Origin of the sequence: Lentzea xinjiangensis, assembly GCF_900110955.1 — a bacterium.
Lineage (GTDB): Bacteria > Actinomycetota > Actinomycetes > Mycobacteriales > Pseudonocardiaceae > Lentzea > Lentzea xinjiangensis.
Map to the genome: position 1 here is coordinate 360,231 of NZ_FOFR01000001.1, position 24,288 is coordinate 384,518.

At 71.2% G+C, this 24,288-nt stretch carries 24 protein-coding genes and 1 riboswitch; of the genes, 17 read left to right on the forward strand and 7 right to left on the reverse strand.

The genetic code is table 11. The features are described 5' to 3' along the window. The first annotated feature begins 2 nt into the window (after positions 1-2). Complete coding sequence (locus tag BMW88_RS01800; protein ID WP_089949414.1) at positions 3-431, forward strand: heat shock protein transcriptional repressor HspR; 429 nt, start codon at positions 3-5, stop codon at positions 429-431. Positions 432-675: 244 nt separating this feature from the next. Here BMW88_RS01800 and BMW88_RS01805 read toward each other — a convergent pair whose 3' ends face one another. Further along, entirely contained in the window at positions 676-1,575 is a 900-nt protein-coding gene (locus BMW88_RS01805) for an SDR family oxidoreductase (RefSeq protein ID WP_089948536.1), read from the reverse strand. 86 nt (positions 1,576-1,661) lie between these two features. On the opposite strand from BMW88_RS01805, the gene BMW88_RS01810 reads away from it, so the two are divergent. Continuing rightward, the gene (locus tag BMW88_RS01810) at positions 1,662-2,237 is read left to right on the forward strand and encodes a TetR/AcrR family transcriptional regulator (protein WP_089949415.1); all 576 of its coding nucleotides are present in this window, start codon (positions 1,662-1,664) and stop codon (positions 2,235-2,237) included. Here BMW88_RS01810 and BMW88_RS01815 read toward each other — a convergent pair. Further along, positions 2,220-3,437, reverse strand: coding sequence for a serine hydroxymethyltransferase (locus tag BMW88_RS01815; protein WP_089948537.1), 1,218 nt, complete (start codon positions 3,435-3,437; stop codon positions 2,220-2,222). The genes BMW88_RS01810 and BMW88_RS01815 overlap by 18 nt on opposite strands. A 13-nt stretch (positions 3,438-3,450) precedes the next feature. Then, positions 3,451-3,535, reverse strand: a riboswitch (ZMP/ZTP riboswitch). Between the two features lie 3 nt (positions 3,536-3,538). Beyond that, positions 3,539-4,642, reverse strand: a complete 1,104-nt coding sequence (locus tag BMW88_RS01820) for an FAD-binding oxidoreductase (protein WP_089948539.1) — start codon at positions 4,640-4,642, stop codon at positions 3,539-3,541. Positions 4,643-4,960: 318 nt separating this feature from the next. Between BMW88_RS01820 and BMW88_RS01825 the strand changes: the two genes are divergently transcribed. After that, positions 4,961-5,578, forward strand: a complete 618-nt coding sequence (locus tag BMW88_RS01825) for a pyridoxamine 5'-phosphate oxidase family protein (RefSeq protein WP_342714891.1) — start codon at positions 4,961-4,963, stop codon at positions 5,576-5,578. 189 nt (positions 5,579-5,767) lie between these two features. Continuing rightward, positions 5,768-7,426, forward strand: coding sequence for an MDR family MFS transporter (locus BMW88_RS01830; RefSeq protein ID WP_245777513.1), 1,659 nt, complete (start codon positions 5,768-5,770; stop codon positions 7,424-7,426). Here the strand turns inward: BMW88_RS01830 and BMW88_RS01835 are convergent. After that, on the reverse strand, positions 7,324-7,707 hold the full coding sequence (locus tag BMW88_RS01835; protein ID WP_089948543.1) for a VOC family protein: 384 nt from the start codon (positions 7,705-7,707) through the stop codon (positions 7,324-7,326). The genes BMW88_RS01830 and BMW88_RS01835 overlap by 103 nt on opposite strands. 145 nt (positions 7,708-7,852) lie before the next feature. Here BMW88_RS01835 and clpB point away from each other — a divergent pair, with 145 nt between their 5' ends. Continuing rightward, positions 7,853-10,435: an ATP-dependent chaperone ClpB gene (clpB, locus tag BMW88_RS01840; protein ID WP_089948545.1), complete on the forward strand. Its 2,583-nt coding sequence runs from the start codon at positions 7,853-7,855 to the stop codon at positions 10,433-10,435. Between the two features lie 57 nt (positions 10,436-10,492). Here the strand turns inward: clpB and BMW88_RS01845 are convergent, their stop codons facing one another. Further along, entirely contained in the window at positions 10,493-11,548 is a 1,056-nt protein-coding gene (locus BMW88_RS01845; RefSeq protein WP_089948546.1) for an aldo/keto reductase, read from the reverse strand. A gap of 114 nt (positions 11,549-11,662) precedes the next feature. Between BMW88_RS01845 and BMW88_RS01850 the strand changes: the two genes are divergently transcribed. The 7 genes from BMW88_RS01850 to BMW88_RS01880 all read left to right on the forward strand — a co-directional run bounded on the left by BMW88_RS01850 (position 11,663) and on the right by BMW88_RS01880 (position 16,919). Then, positions 11,663-12,508, forward strand: a complete 846-nt coding sequence (locus tag BMW88_RS01850; protein WP_089948547.1) for a helix-turn-helix transcriptional regulator — start codon at positions 11,663-11,665, stop codon at positions 12,506-12,508. 66 nt (positions 12,509-12,574) lie between these two features. Beyond that, positions 12,575-13,309, forward strand: a complete 735-nt coding sequence (locus BMW88_RS01855) for a type III secretion system chaperone family protein (protein WP_089948549.1) — start codon at positions 12,575-12,577, stop codon at positions 13,307-13,309. Between the two features lie 54 nt (positions 13,310-13,363). Continuing rightward, positions 13,364-14,137, forward strand: a complete 774-nt coding sequence (locus BMW88_RS01860) for an SDR family NAD(P)-dependent oxidoreductase (protein WP_089948551.1) — start codon at positions 13,364-13,366, stop codon at positions 14,135-14,137. A 39-nt stretch (positions 14,138-14,176) separates the two neighbouring features. Next, a complete protein-coding gene (pyrE, locus tag BMW88_RS01865) occupies positions 14,177-14,731 on the forward strand; it encodes an orotate phosphoribosyltransferase (RefSeq protein WP_089948552.1) in 555 nt (184 codons plus the stop codon). Positions 14,732-14,790: 59 nt separating this feature from the next. After that, positions 14,791-15,159 (forward strand): DUF2784 domain-containing protein, encoded by a 369-nt coding sequence (locus tag BMW88_RS01870; protein ID WP_089948554.1) that lies wholly within the window; start codon positions 14,791-14,793, stop codon positions 15,157-15,159. Further along, positions 15,131-15,796, forward strand: coding sequence for a TrmH family RNA methyltransferase (locus tag BMW88_RS01875; RefSeq protein ID WP_245777514.1), 666 nt, complete (start codon positions 15,131-15,133; stop codon positions 15,794-15,796). Before BMW88_RS01870 ends, BMW88_RS01875 begins: the two co-directional genes overlap by 29 nt. 25 nt (positions 15,797-15,821) lie before the next feature. After that, a complete protein-coding gene (locus BMW88_RS01880; RefSeq protein ID WP_089948557.1) occupies positions 15,822-16,919 on the forward strand; it encodes a glycoside hydrolase family 76 protein in 1,098 nt (365 codons plus the stop codon). Between the two features lie 14 nt (positions 16,920-16,933). Here BMW88_RS01880 and BMW88_RS01885 read toward each other — a convergent pair whose 3' ends face one another. Further along, a complete protein-coding gene (locus BMW88_RS01885) occupies positions 16,934-17,908 on the reverse strand; it encodes a LacI family DNA-binding transcriptional regulator (protein ID WP_089948558.1) in 975 nt (324 codons plus the stop codon). Positions 17,909-17,942: 34 nt separating this feature from the next. On the opposite strand from BMW88_RS01885, the gene BMW88_RS01890 reads away from it, so the two are divergent. The 4 genes from BMW88_RS01890 to BMW88_RS01905 are packed head-to-tail and all read left to right on the forward strand — an operon-like array spanning position 17,943 to position 22,052. After that, on the forward strand, positions 17,943-18,788 hold the full coding sequence (locus BMW88_RS01890; protein ID WP_089948560.1) for a PfkB family carbohydrate kinase: 846 nt from the start codon (positions 17,943-17,945) through the stop codon (positions 18,786-18,788). 23 nt (positions 18,789-18,811) lie between these two features. After that, the gene (locus tag BMW88_RS01895) at positions 18,812-19,387 is read left to right on the forward strand and encodes a nucleoside/nucleotide kinase family protein (RefSeq protein ID WP_245777570.1); all 576 of its coding nucleotides are present in this window, start codon (positions 18,812-18,814) and stop codon (positions 19,385-19,387) included. Positions 19,388-19,447: 60 nt separating this feature from the next. After that, positions 19,448-21,589, forward strand: a complete 2,142-nt coding sequence (locus tag BMW88_RS01900; RefSeq protein WP_089948563.1) for an ATP-binding protein — start codon at positions 19,448-19,450, stop codon at positions 21,587-21,589. Positions 21,590-21,635: 46 nt separating this feature from the next. Then, entirely contained in the window at positions 21,636-22,052 is a 417-nt protein-coding gene (locus BMW88_RS01905) for a peptidase inhibitor family I36 protein (RefSeq protein ID WP_089948565.1), read from the forward strand. 4 nt (positions 22,053-22,056) lie between these two features. On the opposite strand, the gene BMW88_RS01910 is transcribed toward BMW88_RS01905, so the two are convergent. After that, positions 22,057-22,725 carry a DedA family protein gene (locus BMW88_RS01910; protein ID WP_089948566.1) on the reverse strand — a complete coding sequence of 223 codons (669 nt, stop codon included), beginning with the start codon at positions 22,723-22,725 and terminating at the stop codon, positions 22,057-22,059. Between the two features lie 156 nt (positions 22,726-22,881). Between BMW88_RS01910 and BMW88_RS01915 the strand changes: the two genes are divergently transcribed. Next, entirely contained in the window at positions 22,882-24,285 is a 1,404-nt protein-coding gene (locus BMW88_RS01915; protein ID WP_089948568.1) for an FAD-binding oxidoreductase, read from the forward strand. Positions 24,286-24,288 lie beyond the last annotated feature (3 nt).

Below are 24,288 nucleotides of genomic sequence, written 5' to 3' on the forward strand. Positions count from 1 at the left end.
CGGTGGGTTTTCCGTTCCCTCCCGGGACCGATGAGGACACGCCGTTCTTCGTGATCTCGGTGGCTGCCCAGCTGTCCGGGCTGCACGCGCAGACCCTCCGGTCCTACGACCGGATGGGTCTCGTCTCCCCCGGCCGCACCCCCGGAGGTGGGCGCCGGTACTCGATGCGCGACATCGTGCTGCTGCGCGAGGTGCAGAGGCTGTCCCAGGACGAGGGCGTGAACCTCGCGGGGATCAAGCGGATCATCGAGCTCGAGAACCAGGTCGACGCGTTGCAGTCCCGGGTTGCCGAGTTGCAGCAGGAGCTCGCTCAGGCCTTGTCGGCTGCTGATTCCGCTGCGGCTGCCGTGCATGCCTCTTATCGGCGGGACCTGGTCCCGATTCGGCGAGAGACCGCGCTCGTCGTGTGGAAGCCGAAGCCGCGCAAGTGACCTGCGGGTCGCGGGGTCGCGGTCGGGCGGCCTGGTTGTGTTGAGTGCTCCTCCCAGGGGCTCTGCCCCCGGTCCCCCGGCAATCTGATCCGGGGGACCGCGCCGCTCGCGGGTTGATGGCACGCCTGTTGGTTTGGGCGGCTGCCTGTTTCGTAGTGTGGTTGCGCCGAGCTTCGCTCGAAAAGCCTGTTCGGCTCGGCTTCGCCTTCGCCCGTCGTGTGCTCGCCTTCGGCTTCGTGCCCTGCTACCGCTGTTCGAAGTAGAACCCGGCTTCCAGGTCCTCCAGGAGGCCGGGTTCCTGCGGTTCCCAGCCCAGCAGTGCCTTCGTGCGCTCCGCCGACGTCGGTGCGTCGCGCGACACCATGAACGCCAGTGCGCCGAAGTGCTCCTGCGCTCGTTCCGCCGGGATGCTCTCCGTCGGCACGCTCAGTTTGCGGCCGATCACCTCGGCGATCTCCCTCGTGGTCACGGCCTCCTCGGCCACCGCGTGCAGCACCGAGCCGGCGGGTGCCTTCTCCACGGCCAGGCGGTAGAGCCGGGCCGCGTCTCGGGTGTGGGCGGCTGACCAGCGGTTCGTGCCGTCGCCGGGGTAACCGGAGATGCCGGTGGCCCTCGCGGTGCTGACCAGGATCGGGATGAAGCCCGCCGTGTCGAGGTGGCTGTGGACGGTCGGGGGCAGGACCACCACGGAGCCGCGGGCGTCCTGGGCGTCGATGATCGCGTTGCGGGCCGCGCCGCGTGGGCTGTCGTCCGGGACGCGTTCCTCCTCGGTGGCCGTGCGGCCCAGGCCCGAGTACGACAGGGTGCCGCTGGTGCCGACCAGGGGCTTGCCGGTGCCCGCCAGCTCGTCGAGGAACGCCCTGACGACGGTGAGGTCGGCGTCGGCTGCGCCCTGGTAGTCGCCCGCGTACATCTCGTCGTGCTTGAACGCCAGGTGGACCACGGCGTCGGACTCGGCAGCGCCCTTGCGCAGGCCGTCCAGGTCGTCGAGGTCGCCGAGTTGCGCGGTGGCGCCCTGGGACTCGATCTTGGCGGCGGACGCCTCTGAGCGGGCCAGGCCCACTACCTGGTGGCCTGCTCGCAGGAGTTCGGGGACCACTGCGGATCCGACGTGGCCGCTGGCGCCGGTGACGAAGACCTTCATGGGTGCTTCTCCAGAAGTGATGGGACTTGGTCTCGTCAACCGTAGCAGAGTGATGGGACTAAGTCTCATCACTTAGGATGGGCATCATGGGTCGATGGGAGCCGGACGCGCCGGAGCGGTTGGTGCTCGCGGCACTCGACCTGTTCACCGAGCAGGGCTACGAGAACACCGCGGTCGCGCAGATCGCCGAGCGGGCCGGGCTCACGAAGAGCACGTTCTTCCGGCACTTCCGGGACAAGCGCGAGGTCCTGTTCGGCGGCCAGGAGGTGCTGGCCGAGATGCTCACGAGCGGGATCGCGGGCGCGCCGGAGCAGGCGGGCCCGCTCGCGGCGGTCGAGGCGGCGCTCGTCGCGGTGTCCGCGGGGCTCACGGAGGAGCGGCGCGCGCACGGGCCGCAGCGGCTCGCGGTGATCGCGGGCAACGTCGAGCTGCGCGAGCGGGACGCGTTGAAGATGGTCGGGTTCTCCACCGCGATGGCGGAAGCGCTGTGCCGGCGCGGGGTGCCGGAGCTGGAGGCGAGCGTGGCCGCCGAGCTCGGCGTGCTCGCGTTCCGGCGCGGCTACCACCGCTGGCTGGAGAACGGCGGGGACTTCGCCGAAGTCGCCCGCCGGACCCTGCGCGAGGTGCGTGCCGCGGTGGCCGGGCTAGAGGGCGGCGAGTAGCTCCTCGACCTCGGCGGCGATGCGGTCCAGCGCCTGGTCGTTGTCGTGGGCGGCGATCGCGCGGTCGATCCAGGCGGCGATCAGCGGCATCTGCTCCGGCCGGAGGCCGCGCGTGGTGACCCCCGGCGTGCCGAGGCGGATGCCGGACGGGTCGAACGGCTTGCGGGGGTCGAACGGGACCGCGTTGTAGTTGAGCTCGATGCCCGCCCGGTCCAGCGCCCGCGCGGCGGGCTTGCCGCCGATCAGCTTCGACGTCAGGTCGATCAGGACCAGGTGGTTGTCCGTGCCGCCGGACACCAGGTCGAACCCGCGGTCCAGCAGCGCCTCCGCCAGCGCCTTGGCGTTCGCGACGACCGCGTGCGCGTACTCGCGGAACTCCGGCTGCGCGGCCTCGTGCAGCGCGACCGCGATGGCGGCGGTCGTGTGGTTGTGCGGGCCGCCCTGCAGGCCGGGGAAGACCGCGCGGTCGAGCGCCTTGGCGTGCTGGGCGTCGCTGAGGATCATCGCGCCGCGCGGGCCGCGCAGCGTCTTGTGCGTCGTCGTGGTGATCACCGGCGCGTGTCCGGCCGGTGAGGGGTGCGCGCCACCCGCGACGAGTCCGGCGATGTGCGCGATGTCGGCGACCAGGACCGCGCCGACCTCCTGGGCGATCTGCGCGAACGCCGGGAAGTCGATGGTGCGCGGGATCGCCGTGCCACCGCAGAAGATCACCTTCGGGCGTTCGGCCCGCGCCAGCTCCCGCACCTGGTCGAGGTCGACGCGGCCGGTGTCCTTGCGCACCTCGTACTGCACCGGGCGGAACCACCTGCCGGTCGCCGAGACGCTCCAGCCGTGCGTGAGGTGGCCCCCCATCGGCAGCGCCATGCCCATCACGGTGTCGCCGGGCCGCAGGAACGCCAGGTAGACGGCCAGGTTCGCCGGGGAGCCCGAGTACGGCTGGACGTTCGCGTGGTCCACGCCGAACAGCGCCTTCGCCCGGTCGACCGCGAGCTGTTCGACCTGGTCGACGACCTGCTGGCCCTCGTAGTACCGCTTGCCGGGGTAGCCCTCGCTGTACTTGTTCGTCAGCACCGAGCCCGTTGCCTCGAGCACGGCGCGCGACACGTCGTTCTCGGAGGCGATCATGCGCAGCTTGCGGGACTGGCGGCGTTGTTCGGACTGGATCAGGGCGGCGATCTCGGGATCGACGTCAGAGAGCACGGCGCAACTCCACGCCGGGCACCCAGGCGTTCGGTGCGCTCGGCCGTCGCTTCCCGGTGGTCGTTTCCACCCTCGGCACGCCAGTCGCGGACGTGCCGAGCTTAGTCCAGCGTGAACGGGTCGTACTTGATCCGGTCCAGCGGCGTTCCGGCGACCAGCATGCGGGACACCGTCGACCTGATCATGGCGGGGCTGCCGCAGACCAGGACGTCGCGGTCCTCCCACGCGCCGTAGCGGGTGACCACGTCGGCGAGGCTGCCCTGCTCGACCCCCCGGACACCGGGGTCCGACTCCAGCACCGGCACGACCGTGAGCCACGGGTTCGTGGTCGCGATGCGTTGCAGGTTGTCGAGGTCGTAGAGGTCCTCGCGGGTGCGGCCGCCGTAGAACAGGTGCACGCGCGGGTTCTCGCCGTACTGCGCCATCTCGTCGATCATGGCGTGCATCGGCGCGACGCCCGTGCCACCGGCCACCATCAGGATGTCCGACCCGGACGTGCGGTCGACCGAGAGACGTCCCATCGGCGGGCCGATGCGCCAGGTGTCGCCGGCCTGCGTGTGGCCGACCACCGACCGCGACACCCAGCCGCCGTCGACGGACCGGATGTGGAACTCGATGACGCCGTCCTCACGCGGGGCGTTCGCCGGCGAGTAGTACCGCCACAGGCGCTTGCGCTGCGGCGTCTCCACGCTGACGTACTGCCCTGCGCGGTAGTTGACCGGGTGGTCGGGCTGCAGCCGCACGACGGCGAGGTCCCACGAGACGCGCTGGTGCTCCAGCACCGTCGCGTGCCAGTACGCGGGCCCGGTGTCGGCGTCCGCGGCCTCCTGCATGGCCCGTGCCATCAGCGTGTAGGCCTCGGCCCACGCCATCTCGACCTTGGGCGTCCAGGCGGGACCGGAGAACTTCTTCACCGCGGACAGCAGCGCCGTCCCGACCGCCTCGTAGTGGACGTTGATGACACCGAACTTGCGGTGGTCGCGGCCCAGCTGGCGCAGGAACGGGATGAGGTCGTCCGGGCGGTCGACCATCTGCACGACGTGCACGAGGGCGCGCAGCAGGCGGCTGCGTTGCACCTCCATGTTCGCGGGGAACATCTCGCGTGTGGCGGGCGAGAGCGAGAAGAGCATGCCGTAGAAGAACTTCGCCACTTCTTCGGCGTGCGGCTCCACCACCGCGAAGCTCTCCCGGATCATCCGCACCATCGCGGTGACACCAGGCGGAGGTTCTCGGTGGGGCGGGGTAGGGATGGGGCTCAGCACAGCGTTCGCAGTCATGGTCCGCGCGCAGTCTCCACGTTCTGGTTGGCGCCGGCAAGGCGCGGTCGTCCTCGTCAAGCATCCGTCCCCCGACAGGGTGGACAGTAACCCCTGAACGGGCTCTTCGACTCCTTGATGCCACCTTCGAGCGAAGTACGGTTACTCTACGCAACTAGTTGCTAGCTCAACAGTGTGAATGTGAGGCCCCGTCTGTACCGGGTTGCATGCTTGCGTGCGACGGTTAGGCGCGTGTCCCTGCCTGAGTTGACTGAAACCACCTCCTCCAACCGTGTCGAGCTGCCTGGCTCACGCGGTGAGCACTTCCTCCAATGTGCCCTGGAGACCCAGGACCGCGCTACACGCTTCTACTCAGACCAGGTCCTGGACCACCTCAACCCCGCGATGGCCGAGTTCGTCGCCCGGATGGAGATGGCGTTCATCTCGACCGCCGACGCGGACGGCGAGTGCGACTCGACCCTGCGGGCGGGGCCCGCGGGGTTCATCCAGGTCATCGACCCCCGGACCGTCGTGTACCCGGAGTACCGGGGCAACGGCGTGATGGCGTCGCTGGGCAACATCATGGAGAACCCGCACGTCGGGATGCTGATGGTGGACTTCACCGAGGACCTGATCGGGCTGCACGTGAACGGGCGCGCCCGGATCGCTCCCCGGGAGGAGTTCGCGGAGTTCGCGGGGGAGGACCGCCGGATCGAGCGGTGGGTGGTGGTGTCCGTCCAGGAGGCCTACATCCACTGCCGCAAGCACATCCCCCGGATGGTGCCGGTCGATCGCGTCCGGCACTGGGGGACTGACGACACCAAGCGGAAGGGTGGCGACTTCTTCGGCGTCAAGGCCGACAAGACGAGCAACGCGAAGGACTGACCGCCCGCGACGGCCCCCGCCTTCCCCTGACACGCGGAAGGCGGGGGCCGTCGCGCGTCAGGACGGCGAGACCGGGGCTCGAGCGCCGGCCGCGACCCTCGGTGTGACCGATCAGCCACCGGATTAGTTGGCCTAGCTAAGTATCTCCAGATATAGTTGTATTGCATCAACTAACTACTGGAGGTGTGCTTGAACCGGCCCTCGTCGCATCGGGAGATCCTCGAAGCGCTGTCCGGCATCTGGGTGGCGCTGCTCGTCGCGATCCTCAGCTCCACCATCGTCTCGAACGCCCTCCCGACGATCCTGGCCGAGCTCAAGGGCACGCAGACCCAGTACACCTGGGTCATCACCTCGATGTTGCTCGCGTCCACCGCCAGCACGCCGTTGTGGGGCAAGCTCGCGGACCTCTTCGACAAGAAGCTGCTGCTGCAGAGCGGCATCGTGCTGTTCGTGATCGGCTCGGTGCTCTCCGGGCTCAGCCAGAACATGGAGCAGCTCATCGCGTTCCGGGTCGTCCAAGGGCTCGGCATGGGCGGCGTGCAGGCGCTCGGCCAGGTCGTGGTCGGGGCGCTGCTCAGCCCGAGGGAGCGCGGGCGGTACAGCGGCTACACCGGCATGGTGATCTCCGCGGGCACCGTGGGCGGGCCGCTCGCCGGCGGGTTCCTGGTCGACTGGCCCGGCTGGCGCTGGTGCTTCTTCGTCTGCGTGCCGCTGGCGCTCGTGGCGCTGGTCGTGCTGCACAAGACGCTGCACCTGCCCGTCAGCAGGCAGCACGTGAAGATCGACTACCTCGGGGCGACGCTGATCACCGGTGGGGTGAGCCTGGTGCTGATGTGGGTGTCGTTCGCGGGCAAGGACTTCGCCTGGCTCTCCGCGGAGAGCGCGTTGTTCGCCGGCGGGGCGCTGCTCGCGGTCGTGGGGGCCTACTTCGTCGAGCGCCGCGCGTCGGCGCCGGTCATCCCCCTGCACCTGTTCCGGAACCGGACCGTGGTGCTGGCGATGCTGGGTGGCGTCGCGGTGGGCACGGCGATGTTCGGGGCCTCGGTGTTCATGGGGCAGTACTTCCAGATCGCGCGCGGGTTCTCACCCACGAAGGCCGGGCTGCTCACCGTGCCGCTGGTGCTCGGGCTGAGCATCTCCAGCACGGTCAGCGGGCAGCTGATCGCGCGGAGCGGCAGGTGGAAGAGCTACCTGGTCTGGGGCGCGTTCTCGCTGGTGGCCGGCCTGGCGCTGCTCGGGACGATCGACCACGGCACGAACCTGGTGCTGATGGGCGCCTACCTGCTGCTGGTCGGCGTCGGGATCGGGCTGACCATGCAGAACCTGGTCCTGGCCGTGCAGAACGGCGTGGGCATGGCGGACCTCGGCGCGGCCAGCTCCACGGCCACGTTCCTGCGGTCGCTGGGCGGGACGGCCGGCGTCTCGGTCCTCGGGGCGGTCCTGGCCGCCAGGGTGAGCACGACGACGCTCGACGCCGGTTCCCTCTCGCCGGTCGTGCGGGACTCCTACGGCGACGCGATGGGTGAGTTGTTCCTCATCGCCGCCGGTCTCGCGGTGTTCACCGTGATCGCGGTGCTGATGATCAAGGAGCAGCCGCTGCGGGACTCGGTGGACATCACTCCAACGGGTTCTGGCGAACTGCCGGTCGCCACTGAACTTGCTTCACCTGTGGATACTGACCAGCGGGTTGTGGACAACTCCCGACCCGCTGTGGACAAGCTGTTGGTGCTTTCGAGTGACGGGGATCAAGCGGTCGCGGCGCGTTCGGCTGCGCTGCGTTCGACGCAGAACTCGTTGCCCTCGGGATCGCGCATCGTGACCCAGCCGGTGCCGTCGGGCCTGCGCTGATCGTCGTGGATCGTCGCGCCGATGCCGAGGAGGCGCTCGACCTCCTCGTCGCGGGTGCTGTCGGTGGGCTGCAGGTCGAGGTGCAGGCGGTTCTTGACGGTCTTGGCCTCGGGGACCTCGATGAAGAGGTAGCGGATGCCGCTCGGCAGGGTGATCAGGCACTCCGGGTCGGCGGGGTTGTCCTCCGGGTCCAGCGGCAGGCCGAGGACCTGGCTCCACCACGAGGCGATCTCGTACGCGTTCCGGGCGTCGACTGTGACGTTGTGAATGGTCGAGGTCATTCGTTGATCTTCGCCGAACCGGTGCTCGTGGACACGCGATTTCGGGACGTTCGTCACGTTCTTGTAGTTGAGCGGAACAGGCTCAACTTTTCTGACGTTGTGCGGGATGATGGTCCATGCTGGTGGCTGACCACGAGGTGGAGGAATGGACGCTTTCAACCCGACGACGAAGACGCAGCAGGCGGTGTCCGCCGCGGTCCAGGCCGCGACGCTCAACGGCAACCCGGACGTGGGGTCGGTCCACCTGCTCAGCGCGCTGCTGGCGCAGGCGGACGGGTTGACCGCGCCGTTGCTCGAGGCGGTCGGCGCCGACCAGACGCTCGTGCGCAAGGAGCTGGAGCAGCTCTCCAGGTCGTTGCCCAGCGCCTCCGGCTCGACGGTCTCCGCGCCGCAGCTCTCGCGCGACGCCGTGCGGGTGCTCGGCAAGGCGCAGGAGCTCGCGACCGAGATGGGCGACGAGTACGTCTCCACCGAGCACCTGCTCGTCGGCCTGGCGCAGCACGGCGGCCAGGTGGCCGACCTGCTGCGGCGGCACGGCGCGACGCCGGACGCGCTGAAGGAGGCCTTCACGCGGGTCCGCGGCTCGGCGCGCGTGACGTCGCCCGACCCGGAGGGCACCTACCAGGCGCTGGAGAAGTACGGCGTCGACCTGACCGAACGCGCGCGCAAGGGTGAGCTCGACCCGGTGATCGGCCGTGACGCCGAGATCCGCCGGGTCGTCCAGGTGCTCTCGCGGCGCACCAAGAACAACCCGGTGCTGATCGGCGAGCCCGGCGTCGGCAAGACGGCGATCGTCGAGGGCCTCGCGCAGCGCGTGGTGGCGGGCGACGTGCCCGAGTCGCTGCGCGGCAAGCGGGTCGTCGCCCTCGACCTCGGCTCGATGGTCGCGGGCGCCAAGTACCGCGGTGAGTTCGAGGAGCGGCTCAAGGCCGTCCTGAAGGAGATCACCGACTCGGCCGGCCAGGTCATCACGTTCATCGACGAGCTGCACACGATCGTCGGCGCGGGCGCGACCGGCGAGTCGGCGATGGACGCCGGCAACATGATCAAACCGATGCTCGCCCGCGGCGAGCTGCGCATGGTCGGCGCCACGACCCTGGACGAGTACCGCGAGCACATCGAGAAGGACGCCGCCCTGGAGCGCCGCTTCCAGCAGGTGCTGGTCGGCGAGCCGTCCGTGGAGGACACCGTCGGCATCCTGCGCGGCCTCAAGGAGCGCTACGAGGTGCACCACGGCGTGCGCATCACCGACGCCGCCCTCGTCGCCGCCGCGACGCTGTCCGACCGCTACATCACCGCGCGCTTCCTGCCGGACAAGGCGATCGACCTCGTCGACGAGGCCGCGTCCCGGCTGCGCATGGAGATCGACTCCCGGCCCGTCGAGATCGACACCGTCGAACGCGCCGTGCGCCGCCTCGAGATCGAGGAGATGGCGCTGGCCAAGGAGTCCGACCTCGCCTCGATGGAACGGCTCTCGGCGTTGCGCGCCGAGCTGGCCGAGAAGCGCGAGGAGCTGGCCGGGCTGACCGCGCGCTGGCAGAACGAGAAGGGCTCCATCGACCGCGTGCGGACGCTGAAGGAGCAGCTCGAGTCGTTGCGCGGCGAGTCGGAGCGGGCCGAGCGCGACGGCGACCTCGGCCGTGCCGCGGAGCTGCGCTACGGCCGCATCCCCGCGCTGGAGAAGGAGCTCGCGACCGCCGCCGAGTCCACCCAGGACACCGCCATGCTCAAGGAGGAGGTCGGCCCGGACGACGTGGCCGACGTCGTGTCCGCGTGGACCGGCATCCCGGCCGGCCGGCTGCTGGAGGGCGAGACCGCCAAGCTGCTGCGGATGGAGGACGAGCTGGCCCGCCGGGTCGTCGGCCAGGCCGAGGCGGTGCGCGTCGTGTCCGACGCCGTGCGCCGCACCCGCGCCGGCGTGGCGGACCCGGACCGCCCGACGGGGTCCTTCCTGTTCCTCGGCCCCACCGGCGTCGGCAAGACCGAGCTGGCCAAGGCGCTGGCGGCGTTCCTGTTCGACGACGAGCGGGCGATGATCCGCATCGACATGAGCGAGTACTCCGAGAAGCACTCGGTGGCCCGCCTGGTCGGCGCGCCTCCCGGCTACGTCGGCTACGACCAGGGCGGCCAGCTGACCGAGTCGGTCCGCCGCCGCCCGTACTCGGTGGTGCTGCTCGACGAGGTCGAGAAGGCGCACCCGGACGTGTTCGACGTGCTGCTGCAGGTCCTCGACGACGGCCGCCTGACCGACGGCCAGGGCCGCACGGTCGACTTCCGCAACACGATCCTGGTGCTCACCTCGAACCTCGGTTCGCAGACGATCGTGAACCCGGCGCTGACCGACGTGGAGCGCAAGGACGCGGTGATGGCGGTGGTGCAGCGGCACTTCAAGCCGGAGTTCCTGAACCGGCTCGACGACGTCGTGGTGTTCCACGCGCTCGCCACCGAGGAGCTGACGTCCATCGTGGACATCCAGGTCGCCAGGCTCGCGGACCGGCTCGCGGCCCGCCGCCTGGTGCTGGAGGTCACGCCGGCCGCCCGCGACTGGCTCGCCCTGAACGGCTTCGACCCGGTGTACGGGGCCCGGCCGTTGCGCCGGCTCGTGCAGTCGGCGATCGGCGACCAGCTCGCCAAGGAGCTGCTGGCGGGTGAGGTGCGCGACGGCGACACCGTGAAGGTCGACGTGCTGGCCGACCAGACCGGCCTGATCGTGGGCCGCACCGGCTGAGCCGTGCCGAGTCCGGCGGTGTGAGGGGGATCCGGCCGGGTCCCCCTCACACCGCTGTCAGCGGCTTTCCACCTTCAGGTCCCCCGTCGTCACCGCGCGGATGTGCTCCCCGGCGAGCAGGTCGTGCGGGTAGCCGAGGTCCACCGCGCCGACCTCGTCGAGGCGAGCCACCTGAGCGGCGCTGAGCTCGACCTCCAGGGCGTCCAGGTTCCCCCGGAGCTGCTCGGGGGTGCGGGCGCCGATCACGGGCGCCGTCACGCCGGGGCGTTGCAGCACCCACGCCAGCGCGACCTGCGCCGGGGCGCGTTCCACCTCCGCGGCGACCTCCCGCACGGTGCCGGCGATGGCGAGGGTGCGTTCGGTGACCATGCCCAGAGCGGCGTTGAAGCTCTTGCGGGAGCTCTCACCGGAGGCGGGCGGGGCACCGGTCAGGTCGGCGTTGCCGTACTTGCCGGAGAGGACGCCGCCGCCCAGCGGCGAGAACGGGGTCACGCCCAGGCCCATCGCCCGCGCCATCGGGATCAGGTCGCGTTCGGCGCCGCGGTTGATCAGGCTGTACTCGACCTGCAACGCCACCAGCGGAGCCCAGCCCCGCAGGTCGGCGGTCGCCTGCATGCGGGAGATCTCCCAGGCGGGCGCGTTGGACATCGCCACGTACAGCACCTTGCCCTGGCGGACCAGGTCGTCCAGGCCGCGCAGGACCTCCTCCGCCGACGTCCGGAAGTCCCACACGTGCACGAAGAGCACGTCGAGGTAGTCGGTGCGGAGCTGCCGCAGGCTGTTCTCCACCGACGCGAACAGGTTCTTGCGGTGGGCGCCCCCGGAGTTCGGGTCGCCGGGACGGCGCTGGGTCGAGTACTTCGTCGCCAGCACCAGGCCCTCGCGGCGGTCGCGGGTGAACTCGCCCAGCATGCGCTCGGAGCTGCCGTAGGCGCTGGCGGTGTCGATGAAGTTGCCGCCGCGCTCGACGTAGAGGTCGAACAGCTCGCGTGCGACGTCCTGCTCGGCGCCCCAGCCCGTCTCCGTGCCGAAGGTCGCCGTGCCCAGGGCCAGCGGGGAGACCCGCAGCCCGGAGCGGCCCAGCAGCCGGTAGGTGTCGAGGGTGAGCGGCATCGGGGTCCTCCTGTGCTCGTGTGCGTCGGCGACCAGCCTGCGAGCACCGCGGACGAGCGGTAAGGGAGGCGGCTTCCTGGGAACACCCGTCCTACCCGGCCGGTTGGACCGGTCATGGTCACCGGCACCGCGGACGTCACGCACGAGCTGGCCGCCTTCCTGCGGACCCGGCGTGAACGCCTCGACCCGCGCGAGCTCGGGCTGCCGCCGCGCCGGCAGACCCGGCGCACGCCGGGGCTGCGCAGGGAGGAGGTCGCCGAGCTGGCCGGGATCAGCGTCGACTACGTCGTGCGGCTGGAGCAGGCCCGCGGGCTGCGGCCCTCGGCGGACGTGGTGGAGGCGCTGGCCGGGGCGTTGCGCCTGACCCCCGACGAACGCGCCTACCTGTTCGGCCTGGCCCGGCAGCACCCCCGCGACGCGGGCGGGCCCGCCACCGCCGCGGCGCCGCCGCTGGCCCGGCTCGTCGAGGACCTGTCGCCGCGACCGGCCATGCTGATGAACCACCGCTTCGACGTCCTGGCCTGGAACAGCGCGATGGCGAGGTTGTTCGTCGACTTCGGCGCCCTGCCGCCGGGCAGGCGCAACGCGATCTGGGTGTGCCTGGTGCACCCCGGGATGCGCGAGCGCTACGTCGACCGCGGGAGCGTCGTGCGGGACGGCGTGGCCCACCTGCGCACCGCGTGGGCGGCGCACCCGGAGGACCGGGTGCTCGCCGCCCTCATCGCCGAGTGCGCCACCCGCGACGAGGAGTTCGCGCGGTTGTGGGACGCGCGCGACGTCAAGCTCAACGGCCGGGGGCGCAAGCTGCTGCGGCACCCGGACGTCGGCGTGATCGAGGTGGAGTTCGAGACGCTCAGGCCGGTCCAGGACCCGGACCAGGTGCTGGTGGTCCACCGCGCCGCGGACGAGGACAGCCAGTCCGCACTGGACCGGTTGTGCGCCCTCGACCAGGTCGAATAGGGCATCCGGCGCACGACGCGCGGAAGTGATCTTCGTTCCTCGGGCCGGACCCACTACGCTTCAGCTGTGGGCATACCGGCGTGGGTCTGGTTCACCGTCGCCGCGGTGGCGGGTGTGGCGGGGTTCGCCCTGCTCGCGACCGACCGGGCGCAACGAACCGCGCGTAATCGTGAACGGCGCCGTTGGGCTGCCCTCCGCGGCTGGCAGTTCGAGGAGACAGACCACGTGCTGCCGACTCGCTGGGAAGCGGGCGCCATCGCGTACTACGGCACCGGGCTCGCCCGGGACGTGGTCGCGGGCTCCACCTTCACCGCGGACGGGCGGCGGCAGGTCTACGTGCTCGACCACGAGACCGGCGGCAAGGTCAACTCGGTGCTGGTCGGCGTGCGCTGCCGCAGGGCGTTGTCCGTGGTCATCGAGCTGTGGCTGTCGACGGTGCCGTTCCAGCGGGACAACGACAAGATGCCGATGCCGGACCTGCTCGGGCCGGTGGGCTCGCGGTACGCGTTCGTCACCGACGTCCCGGCCGCGCGCAAGATCATCACGCCGGACCTGATCGACGCGGCCGAGGAGATCGGCGGCGACGTCACGGTCGTGTGGATGGAGAACGACTGGGTGCTGGCCGCCGCGCCGCCGAACTCGTCGCCCGCCCGCCTGGAACGGCTGCTGCGCGACGTCGGCGAGCTCGCGGACGTCATCGACCCGTTCGACCCGGACCCCTCCGAGCGGGAGGAACCGGCGGAGCGGGAGGACGAGGGCGGCGAGGTCTACCGCCCGTCGTTCGGCCGCAAGCAGCAGTGATCTGATCCTCGGCGGTCTTCGGCCGCGGCGGCTTTCCGACTACCGTGCGATGGCATGCCAACCGCACTGGTGACCGGATCGACCGTCGGGATCGGGGCCGCCTTCGCCCGCAGGCTCGCGGCGGAGGGGTACGACCTCGTCCTGGTCGCGCGCACCGCGCCCGCACTCGAAGAACTCGCGAAGCAGCTGCACGACCGCCACGGCGTCCACGTCGACGTCCTGCCGGCCGACCTGAGCGACCACGGCGAGCGCGCCGAGGTCGAGGCGCGGCTCACCGAGTCGCCCGTCGACCTCCTCGTCAACAACGCGGGCTTCGCGAGCACCGGCGAGTTCTTCGCGGCCGACGTCGAGAAGCTGCAGGCCCAGCTCGACGTGAACGTCGCCACCGTGCTGCGCCTGTCCAGGGCCGCCATCCCCGGCATGATCGCCAGGGGCAGGGGCGACGTGGTCAACGTGTCGAGCGTCGCGAGCTTCCTGCCCGGCCGCGGCACCAGCTACAGCGCCGACAAGGCGTGGGTGACAGCGTTCTCGGAGGGCATGTCCCTCGCGGTCGGCGACTCCGGCGTGCGGGTCATGGCCCTGTGCCCCGGTTTCGTGAAGACCGAGTTCCACAAGCGCGCGAACATCGACATGTCGAAGACGCCGGACTGGCTCTACGTCGACGTCGACCGGCTCGTCCACGAGGGCCTGCGCGACCTGCGCCGCGGCAAGGTGCTGTCGGTCCCCGGCGCCCAGTACAAGGCGATCGTGGGCGTCACGAAGGTGCTGCCGCGGTCGCTGGTGCGCAGGATGGCCTCGCGCTTCGCGGGTGGTCGCGGACGCACGTGACGCCCGCGTGTGCGAAGGTAGCGACCTGTGCGAACTGAAGTGGTCTTGGACGCGAACGCGAAGTCGGAGCTCGCCCGCCTGGTGAGCGAGTTGGCCGTCGTGCACGGCAAGGTGACCCTCTCCAGCGGCAAGGAAGCCGACTACTACGTCGACCTGCGGCGGGCGACGCTGCACCACGCGGCGGCACCGCTGATCGGCAGGCTGCTGCGGCAGCTCACCAGCGACTGGGACTTCGTCGCGGTCGGCGGCCTCACGCTCGGCGCCGACCCCGTCGCCTACGCGATGATGCACTCCGCCGCGGCCGCCGGGGACGTGCTCGACGCGTTCGTGGTGCGCAAGGCCAGCAAGGCGCACGGCATGCAGCGGCAGATCGAGGGCATCGACGTGCGCGGTCAGCGCGTGCTCGCCGTCGAGGACACCTCCACCACCGGTGGCTCGGTGCTGACGGCCGTCGCGGCGCTGCGCGAGCACGGGGCCGAGGTCGTGGGTGTCGCCACCGTCGTCGACCGGGGTACGGGCGCCAAGGAGGCCATCGAGGCCGAGGGTCTGCCGTACCGATACCTGCTCGACCTGAACGACCTCGGGCTCGCCTGAGGTTTTGCCGAGAGCGCTTCGAGTCACCCCGTCCTAGTCTGGAGGGCGGGGTGGTGCGAATGGCTGGGGTCTTCGCGGAAGCGGTCGTGGTTCTGCACTTCGCTGTGCTCGCGTTCCTGCTCGTGGGCGGCTTTCTCGCGTGGCGGTGGCGGTGGGTGATCTACCCGCACCTGGCGCTGGGCGCGTGGGCGGTCCTCAGCGCGGTGACGCCCACGGTCTGCCCGCTCACGGTGTGGGAGAACCACTTCCGGGAGGAGGCCGGGAGGCCGCTGCTCGGGACCGGGTTCATCGACCACTACATCGACGGCGTCTGGTACCCGGAGAGCGCGTCGACGCTGGTGCAGCTGGTGCTCGGGGCGGTCGTGCTGGCCTCGTGGATCGGCTTCTACGCTGGCGGGCGTGCTGCTCGAAGGCTTTCACACGGTTAAGCACGCCCTGCGCTTCGGCGCGCGGGTAAGCCCGCTGCTCACCACGGACCTGCGCGGCGCGGTGAGCCTCGCCGAGTCGCACGCGCCCGACCTGGTCGAGGCGTTCGCGCTGGCCACCGAGGTGGACCAGGCGGCGTTCGTGCTCAGGGTCGGCCGCACCCACCCGACCGGCGTGGCCGGGTTCGCGGAGAGGCCGGAGCTGCCGTTCGACCGCGCCGCGCCGGTCGTGCTGCTCGACAACCCGCGCAACCTCGGCAACTTCGGCGCGGCGATCCGGGTCGCGGCCGGCCTGGACGCGGGCGGGGTGATCTCCACCGGTGACGTCGACCCGTGGCACCCGAACGTGCTCCGGGGGTCCGCCGGGCTGCACTTCGCGCTGCCCGTCGCGAAGGTCGAGAGCCTCTCCTTCCCCGGTGAGCTGATCGCGTTCGACGCCGACGGCGACCTGCTGCGCGGCCCGATCCCCGACGACGCCGTCCTGGCGTTCGGCTCGGAGCGCCACGGCCTGTCCCGGGAGGTCCGCGCGAAGGCGTCGCGGGTCGTCCGGCTGCCCATGCGGGAGAAGGTCAGCAGTTACAACCTGACAACTTCTGTGGCGATGGGCCTGTACCACTGGGCGGTTCACCGAGCTTCTTGATCGGTCAAGAACGCAGGATGACCCGATGGCTATCGCGAAACTGCTGGCGGCGCGCGCAGGGGTCGCGGAGCGCGCGGTGTACTCGAGGCACCTGCGGCGGGTCTGGGGTGTGCCCGGCACGCTGCTCGGCGCGCGGGCGTGGCCCCCGCTGCTGCGCGACAGGCTGCACACCAGCTTCAACTACTGGTGGCAGGCGCACCTGCTCGACTGCATGATCGACGGCTACCTGCGCGCGCCGAACGAGCTGCGCAGGACCTCCATCGCCAGGGTCGTGCGGGGCATCCGGGTGCGCAACGTCCTCGGCTGGACCAACGACTTCTACGACGACATCGCGTGGCTCGGCCTCGCCCTGCAACGGGCGCAGCGCGAGGTCGGGGTCACGAAGCCCCAGGCCCTCGCCGCCATCGCCGAACGGCTGCGCGACGGCTGGACCGACCACGCCGGCGGCGGCATCTGGTGGAAGCGCCACGACGACTTCAAGAACGTGCCGGCCAACGGCCCCGCCGCGATCTTCCTGGCCCGCCGGGACGACCGCGCCGACCTCACCCGCGCGCGGTCCACGGTGGACTGGATCGAGGAGCACCTCGTCGACCCGGGCAGCGGCCTCGCCTGGGACGGCCTGCACGTCCACCCCAACGGCGAGATCCGCGAGTACGAGAAGAACACCTACACGTACTGCCAGGGCGTCCTGATCGGCGCGTGCGTCGAGCTGGCCGGGCACGGCCAGCAGGAGAAGTGGCTCGACCGGGCCGCGCGCACGATCACCGCCGTGCACGACGACCTCGCCACGAACGGCGTGATCAAGGGCCAGGGCGGCGGTGACGGCGGCCTGTTCGCGGGCATCCTCACCCGCTACCTCGCCCAGGCCGCGCTGATCATCCCCGAGCTGGACCCCGAGCGGCACGAGACCGCGGACCTCGCCAGGGAGCTCGTCGTCCAGTCCGCGGACGCGGCCTGGACCAACCGGACGGTGGCGGTGAGCGGTCCGCTGTTCGGCCCGGAGTGGAGCGTGCAGGCCACCGAGGACGAGGGGCGCGACCTGTCCGTGCAGCTCGGCGCCTGGATGTGCCTGGAAGCGGCGGCGTTGCTCGAGCGGAACGGCCTGAGCGTCGCCACGGCCTGAGCGTCACGGCCTGGTCAGCACCCGCAGGACTGCCGGTGCATGAGCGAGGGCGACAGCCGGATGGTCTCCGGCGGCCGCTGCGGGTCGGAGATCCGCGAGAGCAGCAGCTTCACCGCGGTCCTGCCGATCTCCTCGACGGGCTGGGCCAGCGTCGTGAGCGGCGGTTCGATCAACGTCGCCCACTCCACCTCGTCGTACGCGACGACGGCGAGGTCGGTGCCCAGCTTGAGGCCGCGGGCGCGCGCCTCGTGCAGCATGCCCACCGTGACCAGGTGGTCCGCCGCGACGACCGCCGTCGCCGGGTCCTCCTGGTCGAGCAGCGGCGCGAGCCAGCCGCTCTGGGAGACCAGTGCCTCGTCCCACTTGAGGCCCGCGCGGCCGAGGCCGAGCCGGTAGCCGAGGATGCGCTCCTCGGTCGTCGCCACGCCCGCCTTGCCGCAGACGATGCCGATCCGCCGGTGCCCCAGCTCCGCGAGGTGCTTCACGAGACCCGAGGTGGCCTGGACGTTCTCCGGCCCCACCTGGTCGATGTCCTGGGCCACGGTGAGCCGGTCCACGAGCACGGTGGGGATGTTCAGCCGCTTGAGCTCCGGCAGCACGAGGCTCCCGCCGCCGGCCGACGGGGTCAGCAGCAGCCCGTCGACCCGTCGCGAGCGCAGCATCCTGACCGCGGTCTGCTCGGACTCCGGGGTGTCCCTCGTGTCGATCAGCACGAGCGAGTAGCCGTTCCTGGTCGCCTCCGACTCGATGGCGGCGATCAGCTCGGCGAAGTAGGGGTGCGAGACCAGCGAGACCGCGAGACCCAGCGACTTCGTGCCACCCATGACCAGCGACCGCGCGATGGCGTCACCCGTGTACCCGGTTTCGTCGATCGCCTTCTGCACGCGCTCGCGCGTGTCCTCGGCTACCGGCCTGGTCTCGTTGATCACGTGTGACACCGTGGTGATGGAGACCCCCGCGAGAGCCGCGACATCCCGCATGGTGACCATGACCAGGGACCTTACCCGTTTGGAGGAAGCCCAGATGGCAGCCGTGCTGTGTGTCGGGCTCACAACTCTCGACGTGACCCAGCGGGTGGACGACTTCCCGGCCGCGGGGCAGAAGGTCCGCTCGCTCGACGCGCGGCTCTCGCCCGGCGGCCCGGCGGCGAACGCGGCCCGTGCCGTCGCCGCGCTGGGCGGGAGGTCGGCACTGCTCACCGCCTTGGGGGCCGACGCATTGGGTGAATTCGTCAAGGCCTCCTTGGACCCGGTCCAAGTGACCGCGGTGGCCGGTACGACGCCGGTGAGCATGGTCGTCGTCAGAGCCGCTGATGGGGAGCGCACGGTCGTCTCGCGCAACGCGTCGGTGCCGGTCGTCGCGCCCGATCTGTCCGATCTCCTGGCGGCCGCGGACGTGGTGCTCTTGGACGGGCACCACGACGGCCTGGTGATCCCGGCCGCCCGGCGGGCGAAAGCCCTGGGATTGCCGGTGGTGCTCGACGCCGGGAGCTGGAAACCTGTCCTCGATCACCTGTTGCCGCTGGTCGACGTGGCTGCCTGCGCTTCGGGGTTCGAGCGGTCCGACGCCGAGGTGCACTCGTACGGGGTGCCGCTGGTGATCCGCACGCACGGTGCGGCGCCGGTGACCTGGTCGCGGAACGGCTCGACCGGGGAGGTGCCCGTGCCGGTGGTGGAGGTGGAGGACACGAACGGTGCCGGAGACGTCTGGCACGGCGCGTACGCCTACGCGCTGGCGTCGGGGTGGGATCCGGTGAAGGCCATCGGTTTCGCGTCGGAGGCGGCCGCTGTTCGCGTCGGCGCGGTCGGGGACTGGGTTGAGAGGCTGGCACGGTGGCAGGACAGCAGGTCAGGTTCGAGGAGCTGCTAGAACGGGCCCGAGCGCTCACGGACATGGGTGAGCGGAAGCTCCTCGGCATCGGTGGCGCGCCGGGTTCCGGCAAGTCGACACTCGCGCGGCGGCTCGTCGAGGCCCTCGACGGCCAGGCGGTGCTCGTCGAGATGGACGGCTTCCACCTCGCGCAGAGCGAGCTGGAACGGCTGCGGCTCGTCGAGCGCAAGGGCGCCCCGGACACGTTCGACATCCCCGGTTACGTCGACCTGCTCGGCAGGATCAAGGCGTGCGGGCCGGACATGATCTACGCGCCGGAGTTCCGCCGCGAGATCGAGGAGCCGATCGCGTGCGCGGTGCCGGTGCACCCGGACGTCCCGCTGGTCGTCACCGAGGGCAACTACCTGCTGCTCAACTACGACAAGTGGAAGCGCGTCCGGATCATCCTCGACGAGGCGTGGTTCCTGTTCATCGACGAGGACGTGCGGGTGCAGCGCCTGATCGACCGCCACCTGCGCTACGGGCGCACCTTGTCGGAGGCGCAGGAACGCGTGCTGCACGGCACGGACCACGTCAACGCGTTGATGGTGAACTCGTCGAAGGGGTCGGCGGACCTGCTGATCACCGAGGTGCTGTAGGCGGCAGGCTCGGCGGCGCGGGGGACTTGGCGCGGGGGATTCGCTGTGGGGGGATGAGGGGTGGACTCTGCGCTGGGCGCGTTGTTGCGGCACCACCGGATCACCGCGGGGCTCACCCAGGAGGCGCTGGCCGAGAAGGCCGGTCTCAGCGGTCAGGCCGTCGGCGCCCTGGAACGGGGTGACCGCCGGCATCCTCATCGCGAGACGGTGCTGCGGCTCGCCGACGCGCTCGGCCTGGGCGCGGACGAGCGTGCCGAACTCGCGGCGGCCGCCGCCCGCACGCCCCGGCCCCGCCACGCGCCGTCCGCACCCGTCCGGCAGCTCCCCGCCGCGCCGGTGCGGTTCTCCGGGCGTGAGGCGGAGGTCGCCGAGCTGACCGACCTGGTGCGCCGGCCGGGGGTGGTGGTCGTCTCCGGCATGGCGGGCGTCGGCAAGACCTCGCTCGCGCTGCACGTCGCCCACCGCGTCGCCGAGCTCTTCCCCGACGGCCAGCTCTACCTGGACCTGCGGGGAAGCCTGCAGCCGCAGGACGCGCTGGGCCAGCTTCTGCGCGCGCTCGGCCGGCCGGACCACGGCGGAACGCAGGCCGAGACCGCCGCGCGGCTGAGGTCGGCACTGGCGGGGCGGCGGGTGCTGCTCGTGCTCGACGACGCCGCGACGATCGACCAGGTCCAGCCGCTGCTGCCCGGCACCGTCGGCTGCTCGGCGGTCGTGACCAGCCGCCGGGCCATGGACACCCTGCCGCAGGCCCGTCACCTGAGGCTGGACGTGCTGCCCGAACGCGAGGCGCTCGACCTGCTCACGGCCTACGCGGGGCCGGAACGGACCGGCGCCGACCCGGCCGCGGCGGCGCAGGTGGTCCGGCAGTGCGGACGGCTGCCCCTCGCCGTCCACCTCGCCGGTGCCCGGCTCGCGTCCCGGCCGGCCTGGCCGATCGCCCACCTCGCGCACCGCCTGGCCGTGCGCAGGCTCGACGAGCTGGACCGCGACGACGCGGGTATCCGGGCGAGCTTCGCGGTGTCCGTCGACCAGCTCGACCCCGCGGACCAGACGGCGTTCACGCGGTTCGGCGTCTTCGGGGACGTCTCGCTGCCGGTCGCCGCCCGGCTGCTCGACGTGGACACCCTCGCCGCCGAACTGGTGCTGGAACGGCTGGCCGACCTGCACCTGGTGCGGTGCACGACGCCCGGCCGCTACCGGATGCACGACCTCATCCGGGCCTACGCGCTCGAACGGTCCGCGGACCCCGAGGCGCTGGGCCGGGTCGCCCGCCTGTTCGTCGCGGTGGCGTGGCGGTCGGTGGCCCTGGCCGTGCCGCACAGCTTCCGCGGGACCTGGGCCGACCCGGTGTGGGCGGCGGGCGCACCGGACTTCGCCACTGCCGCGGCGGCCTTCGCGTGGCTCGACGAGCACCGCCCGCAGCTCGTCGACCTCTGCCGGGCGCCCGGCGTGCCGGCGCAGGCGCTGGTCCGGCTGGCGACCGGCCTGTTCCCGTACTACCTGAGCCGCGGCCACCGCGCGGACTGGGCCGAGGTGTGCGGGCGGGCGGCGGCCGTGGCGAGCGACCCGCCGGCGCGCGCCATCGTCGAGATGGACCTGGGCGTCGCGCTGCGCGACGCCGGTCACCTGCGCCGCAGCCTGGCCCTGTTCCGGCAGCTCGGGGACACCAACGGCGTCGCGGTCTGCCTGGTCAACCTCAGCGAGGTGCTCCAGACGTGCGGTGACCTGGCCGTCGCTGTCTCGACCGGGGAGGAGAGCCTCGCCTTGGCGCGCGAGCTGGGGCTCCGGTGCGTCGAGGCCTCCGTCTTGGAGCACCTCGGCAGTGCGCACGGCCGAAGGGGCGACCACGAGCGCGAGCTCCGCTGCTACCTGGACAGCTTGCGCCTGAACACCGCTGAGGGCGACGACCGCGCCTGTGCCGGTGTGCTGCACCGGATCGGCGCGCTGCACCGGCGGTCCGGCCGGGCCGACGAGGCCGCGACGGCACTGACGCGGAGCCTGCACCTGCACCGCGAGGGCGGAGACCCGTCGGGTGAGGCCGCGTGCCTGGAGGAACTGGGACTGGTGCACCTGCTGCGCCGGGACCGCGTCGCGGCAGCCGAGGCGTTGCACCGCGGACTCGACATCGCCGAGCGGCACGGAGACCTCGGGCGGCAGGCGAGCCTGCGGCGGCACCTCGCGGAATGTGGAGGTTCTTCGTAGAGGTTGTCGCTGTCGATGCCCGCGCGTTCTCGCCAGCATCAACGGCATGAACAACTCTTCGAAGAAAGTGATCCGGACGGCCTTCGCCGGCGCGCTCGCGGCCGTGTTCGTCGCCGTGGCCGCACCGGCCGCCTCGGCCGCGGCCCGCGACGGCGTGTGCAACGACAACGAGTTCTGCCTGTACCACTTCAGCAACCGCATCGGATCGATCTCCGACTTCACCGGCAACATCCCGAACTACGGCGACTCGCAGCCGACCTGCTACGAGTTCAAGAAGCCGAGCGCGGCGGGCTACCTGGAGTGCGTCAAGAACAACGCGGCGTCCGTGTGCAACTACTTCGACCGGGACATCCGCGTGTACTTCAACAGCAACTACGAAGGCACTTACGACACCGTCCGGGCCAACACCTGCGGCAACCTCGTCAACACCTACTACGAGAACGCGTCACACAGGTTCATCTGACGCGTCAGCCCGCGTGCGGGTGGCTGACGTGCTCGAGGTCCTCGCCGGCCTCGTCGATCGGCTTCGCCATCTCCTGGCGGTAGCGCCAGATGCCCCAGCCGGTACCACCCAGGAAGAACGCGACGCTGACGACGATCGCGGCCGTCTCGAGCCACGGGAGCTGCCGCAGGATGCCCGCCCCGTAGTAGCCGGCCAGCACCAGCGTCGGCACCCACGCGATGGCGCCGATGGTCGTGGCCAGCGTGAACCGCCGGAGGTCCATCCGCGCGGCACCGGCGATCATCGGCGCCAGCGTGCGGATCCACGGGATCCAGCGGGCGAGCACGACGGCCCAGAAACCGCGCCGGTCGAGGAACTCGCCCGCGCGTTGCAGGTTCTGCCGGTTCAGCACCTTGCCGTCCTTGCGCGCGAGCACGCGCGTGCCGGTGTGCCTGCCGATGTAGTAGCCGACCTGGTTGCCGACGACGGCGACGATCAGCGCCACACCGGACAACGCCCAGGCCGACAGCTCGCTGTTGTGCGTCGCCAGCACCACGCCGGCGGCGAACAGCAGCGAGTCACCGGGCAGGAACAACCCGAAGATGAATGCGCACTCGACGAAGATGAAGGTCAGCACGATGAGCCACACGGCCACCGGACCTGCGGTCTCCAGCGAGGCGAATGCGTGCGCCACGGTGAGCCAGCCTACGTCGTGCTACGCCGGCGGTGCGGCGACATCGGTCTGACCGGATGACGAAATCTGGATTGAGCACACTCAGTCACCGCGTGAACTCCCTTCCGCCGAGATCACCGTCGAGTGACCCGGCCGGATCGGGCTAGCGTGGCGAGCATGGAGACGTTGCTCGCTGAACTCCGCACCGCAGTGGGTGACGCAGGCGTCCTGGTCGACGCCGATGTCACCGCGAGCTACCAGCGCGACATGATGCCGCTGGCGCCGTACGGCAGTCCGTTGGCGGTGGTGCTCCCGCTGAACACGGAGCAGGTTCAGGCGGTGGTCCGTGCGTGCGCGCGCCACCGCGTGCCGATCGTGCCCCGTGGTGCCGGCAGCGGTCTCTCGGGCGCCGCGAACGCGATCGACGGCTGCGTCGTCCTGGTCACGACCAAGATGAACGCGATCGTGGAGATCGACGCCGACAACCGCCTGGCCGTGGTCGAGCCGGGTGTGGTCAACCTCGACCTGCGCGACGCCGTCGAGAAGGAAGGCCTGTTCTACCCGCCGGACCCGAGCAGCTACGACTGGTGCACGATCGGCGGCAACCTCTCCACCAACGCGGGCGGCCTGTGCTGCGTGAAGTACGGCGTGACCACCGACTCCGTGCTGGGCCTGGAGGTCGTCCTGGCCGACGGCGAGGTGCTGCGGACGGGCCGCCGCACGGTCAAGGGCGTCGCGGGCTACGACCTCACCAAGCTCTTCATCGGCTCCGAGGGCACGCTCGGGGTGATCACGCAGGCCACGCTGGCGCTGCGCCCGCTCCCGCAGGCGCCCGCCACGCTGGTGGCCGCGTTCGGCAGCACCGCCACGGCGGGCGCCGCGGTCAGCCGGATCGTGCGCGAGGGCCTGGTGCCGTCGTTGATGGAGATCATGGACCGCACCTCGATCGAGGCCGTGGAGCAGTACCTCAAGACCGAGCTCGGCGCCGGACCCGGCTGCGCGGCGCTGCTGATCTGCCAGACCGACGCGGGCGGCGAGCAGGCCGCGCGCGAGCTGCGGCAGATCGAGGAGATCTGCCTGGAGGCCGACCTCGTCTACGCCACGCACGACGTGAACGAGGGTCGCGACCTGCTGACCGCGCGCCGTGCCGTGCTGACCGCGCTGGAGGTCTACGGCTCCTGGCTGACCGACGACGTGTGCGTGCCCCGCACCCGCATCGCCGAGCTGATCCAGGGCTGCGAGGCCGTCGCGGAGGAGATCGGCCTCAAGATCGCCGTCGTCGGTCACGCGGGCGACGGCAACATGCACCCGACGATCGTCTACGACCCCGCCGACGCCGATGAGTTCGCGCGTGCCCGCAAGGCGTTCGACGACATCCTCGCCCTCGGGCTGTCGCTGGGCGGCACGATCACCGGCGAGCACGGCGTCGGCAAGGTCAAGCGCGAGTGGCTCGCGCGGGAGATCGGGCCGGTCGGCCTCCGGGTCCACCGCGAGATCAAGCGCGCGCTGGACCCGGAGAACCTGTTCAACCCGGGCTCGATGTTCAGCCTCCAGGCGGGCAGCGAAAAGGCCCGCCGGTGATGG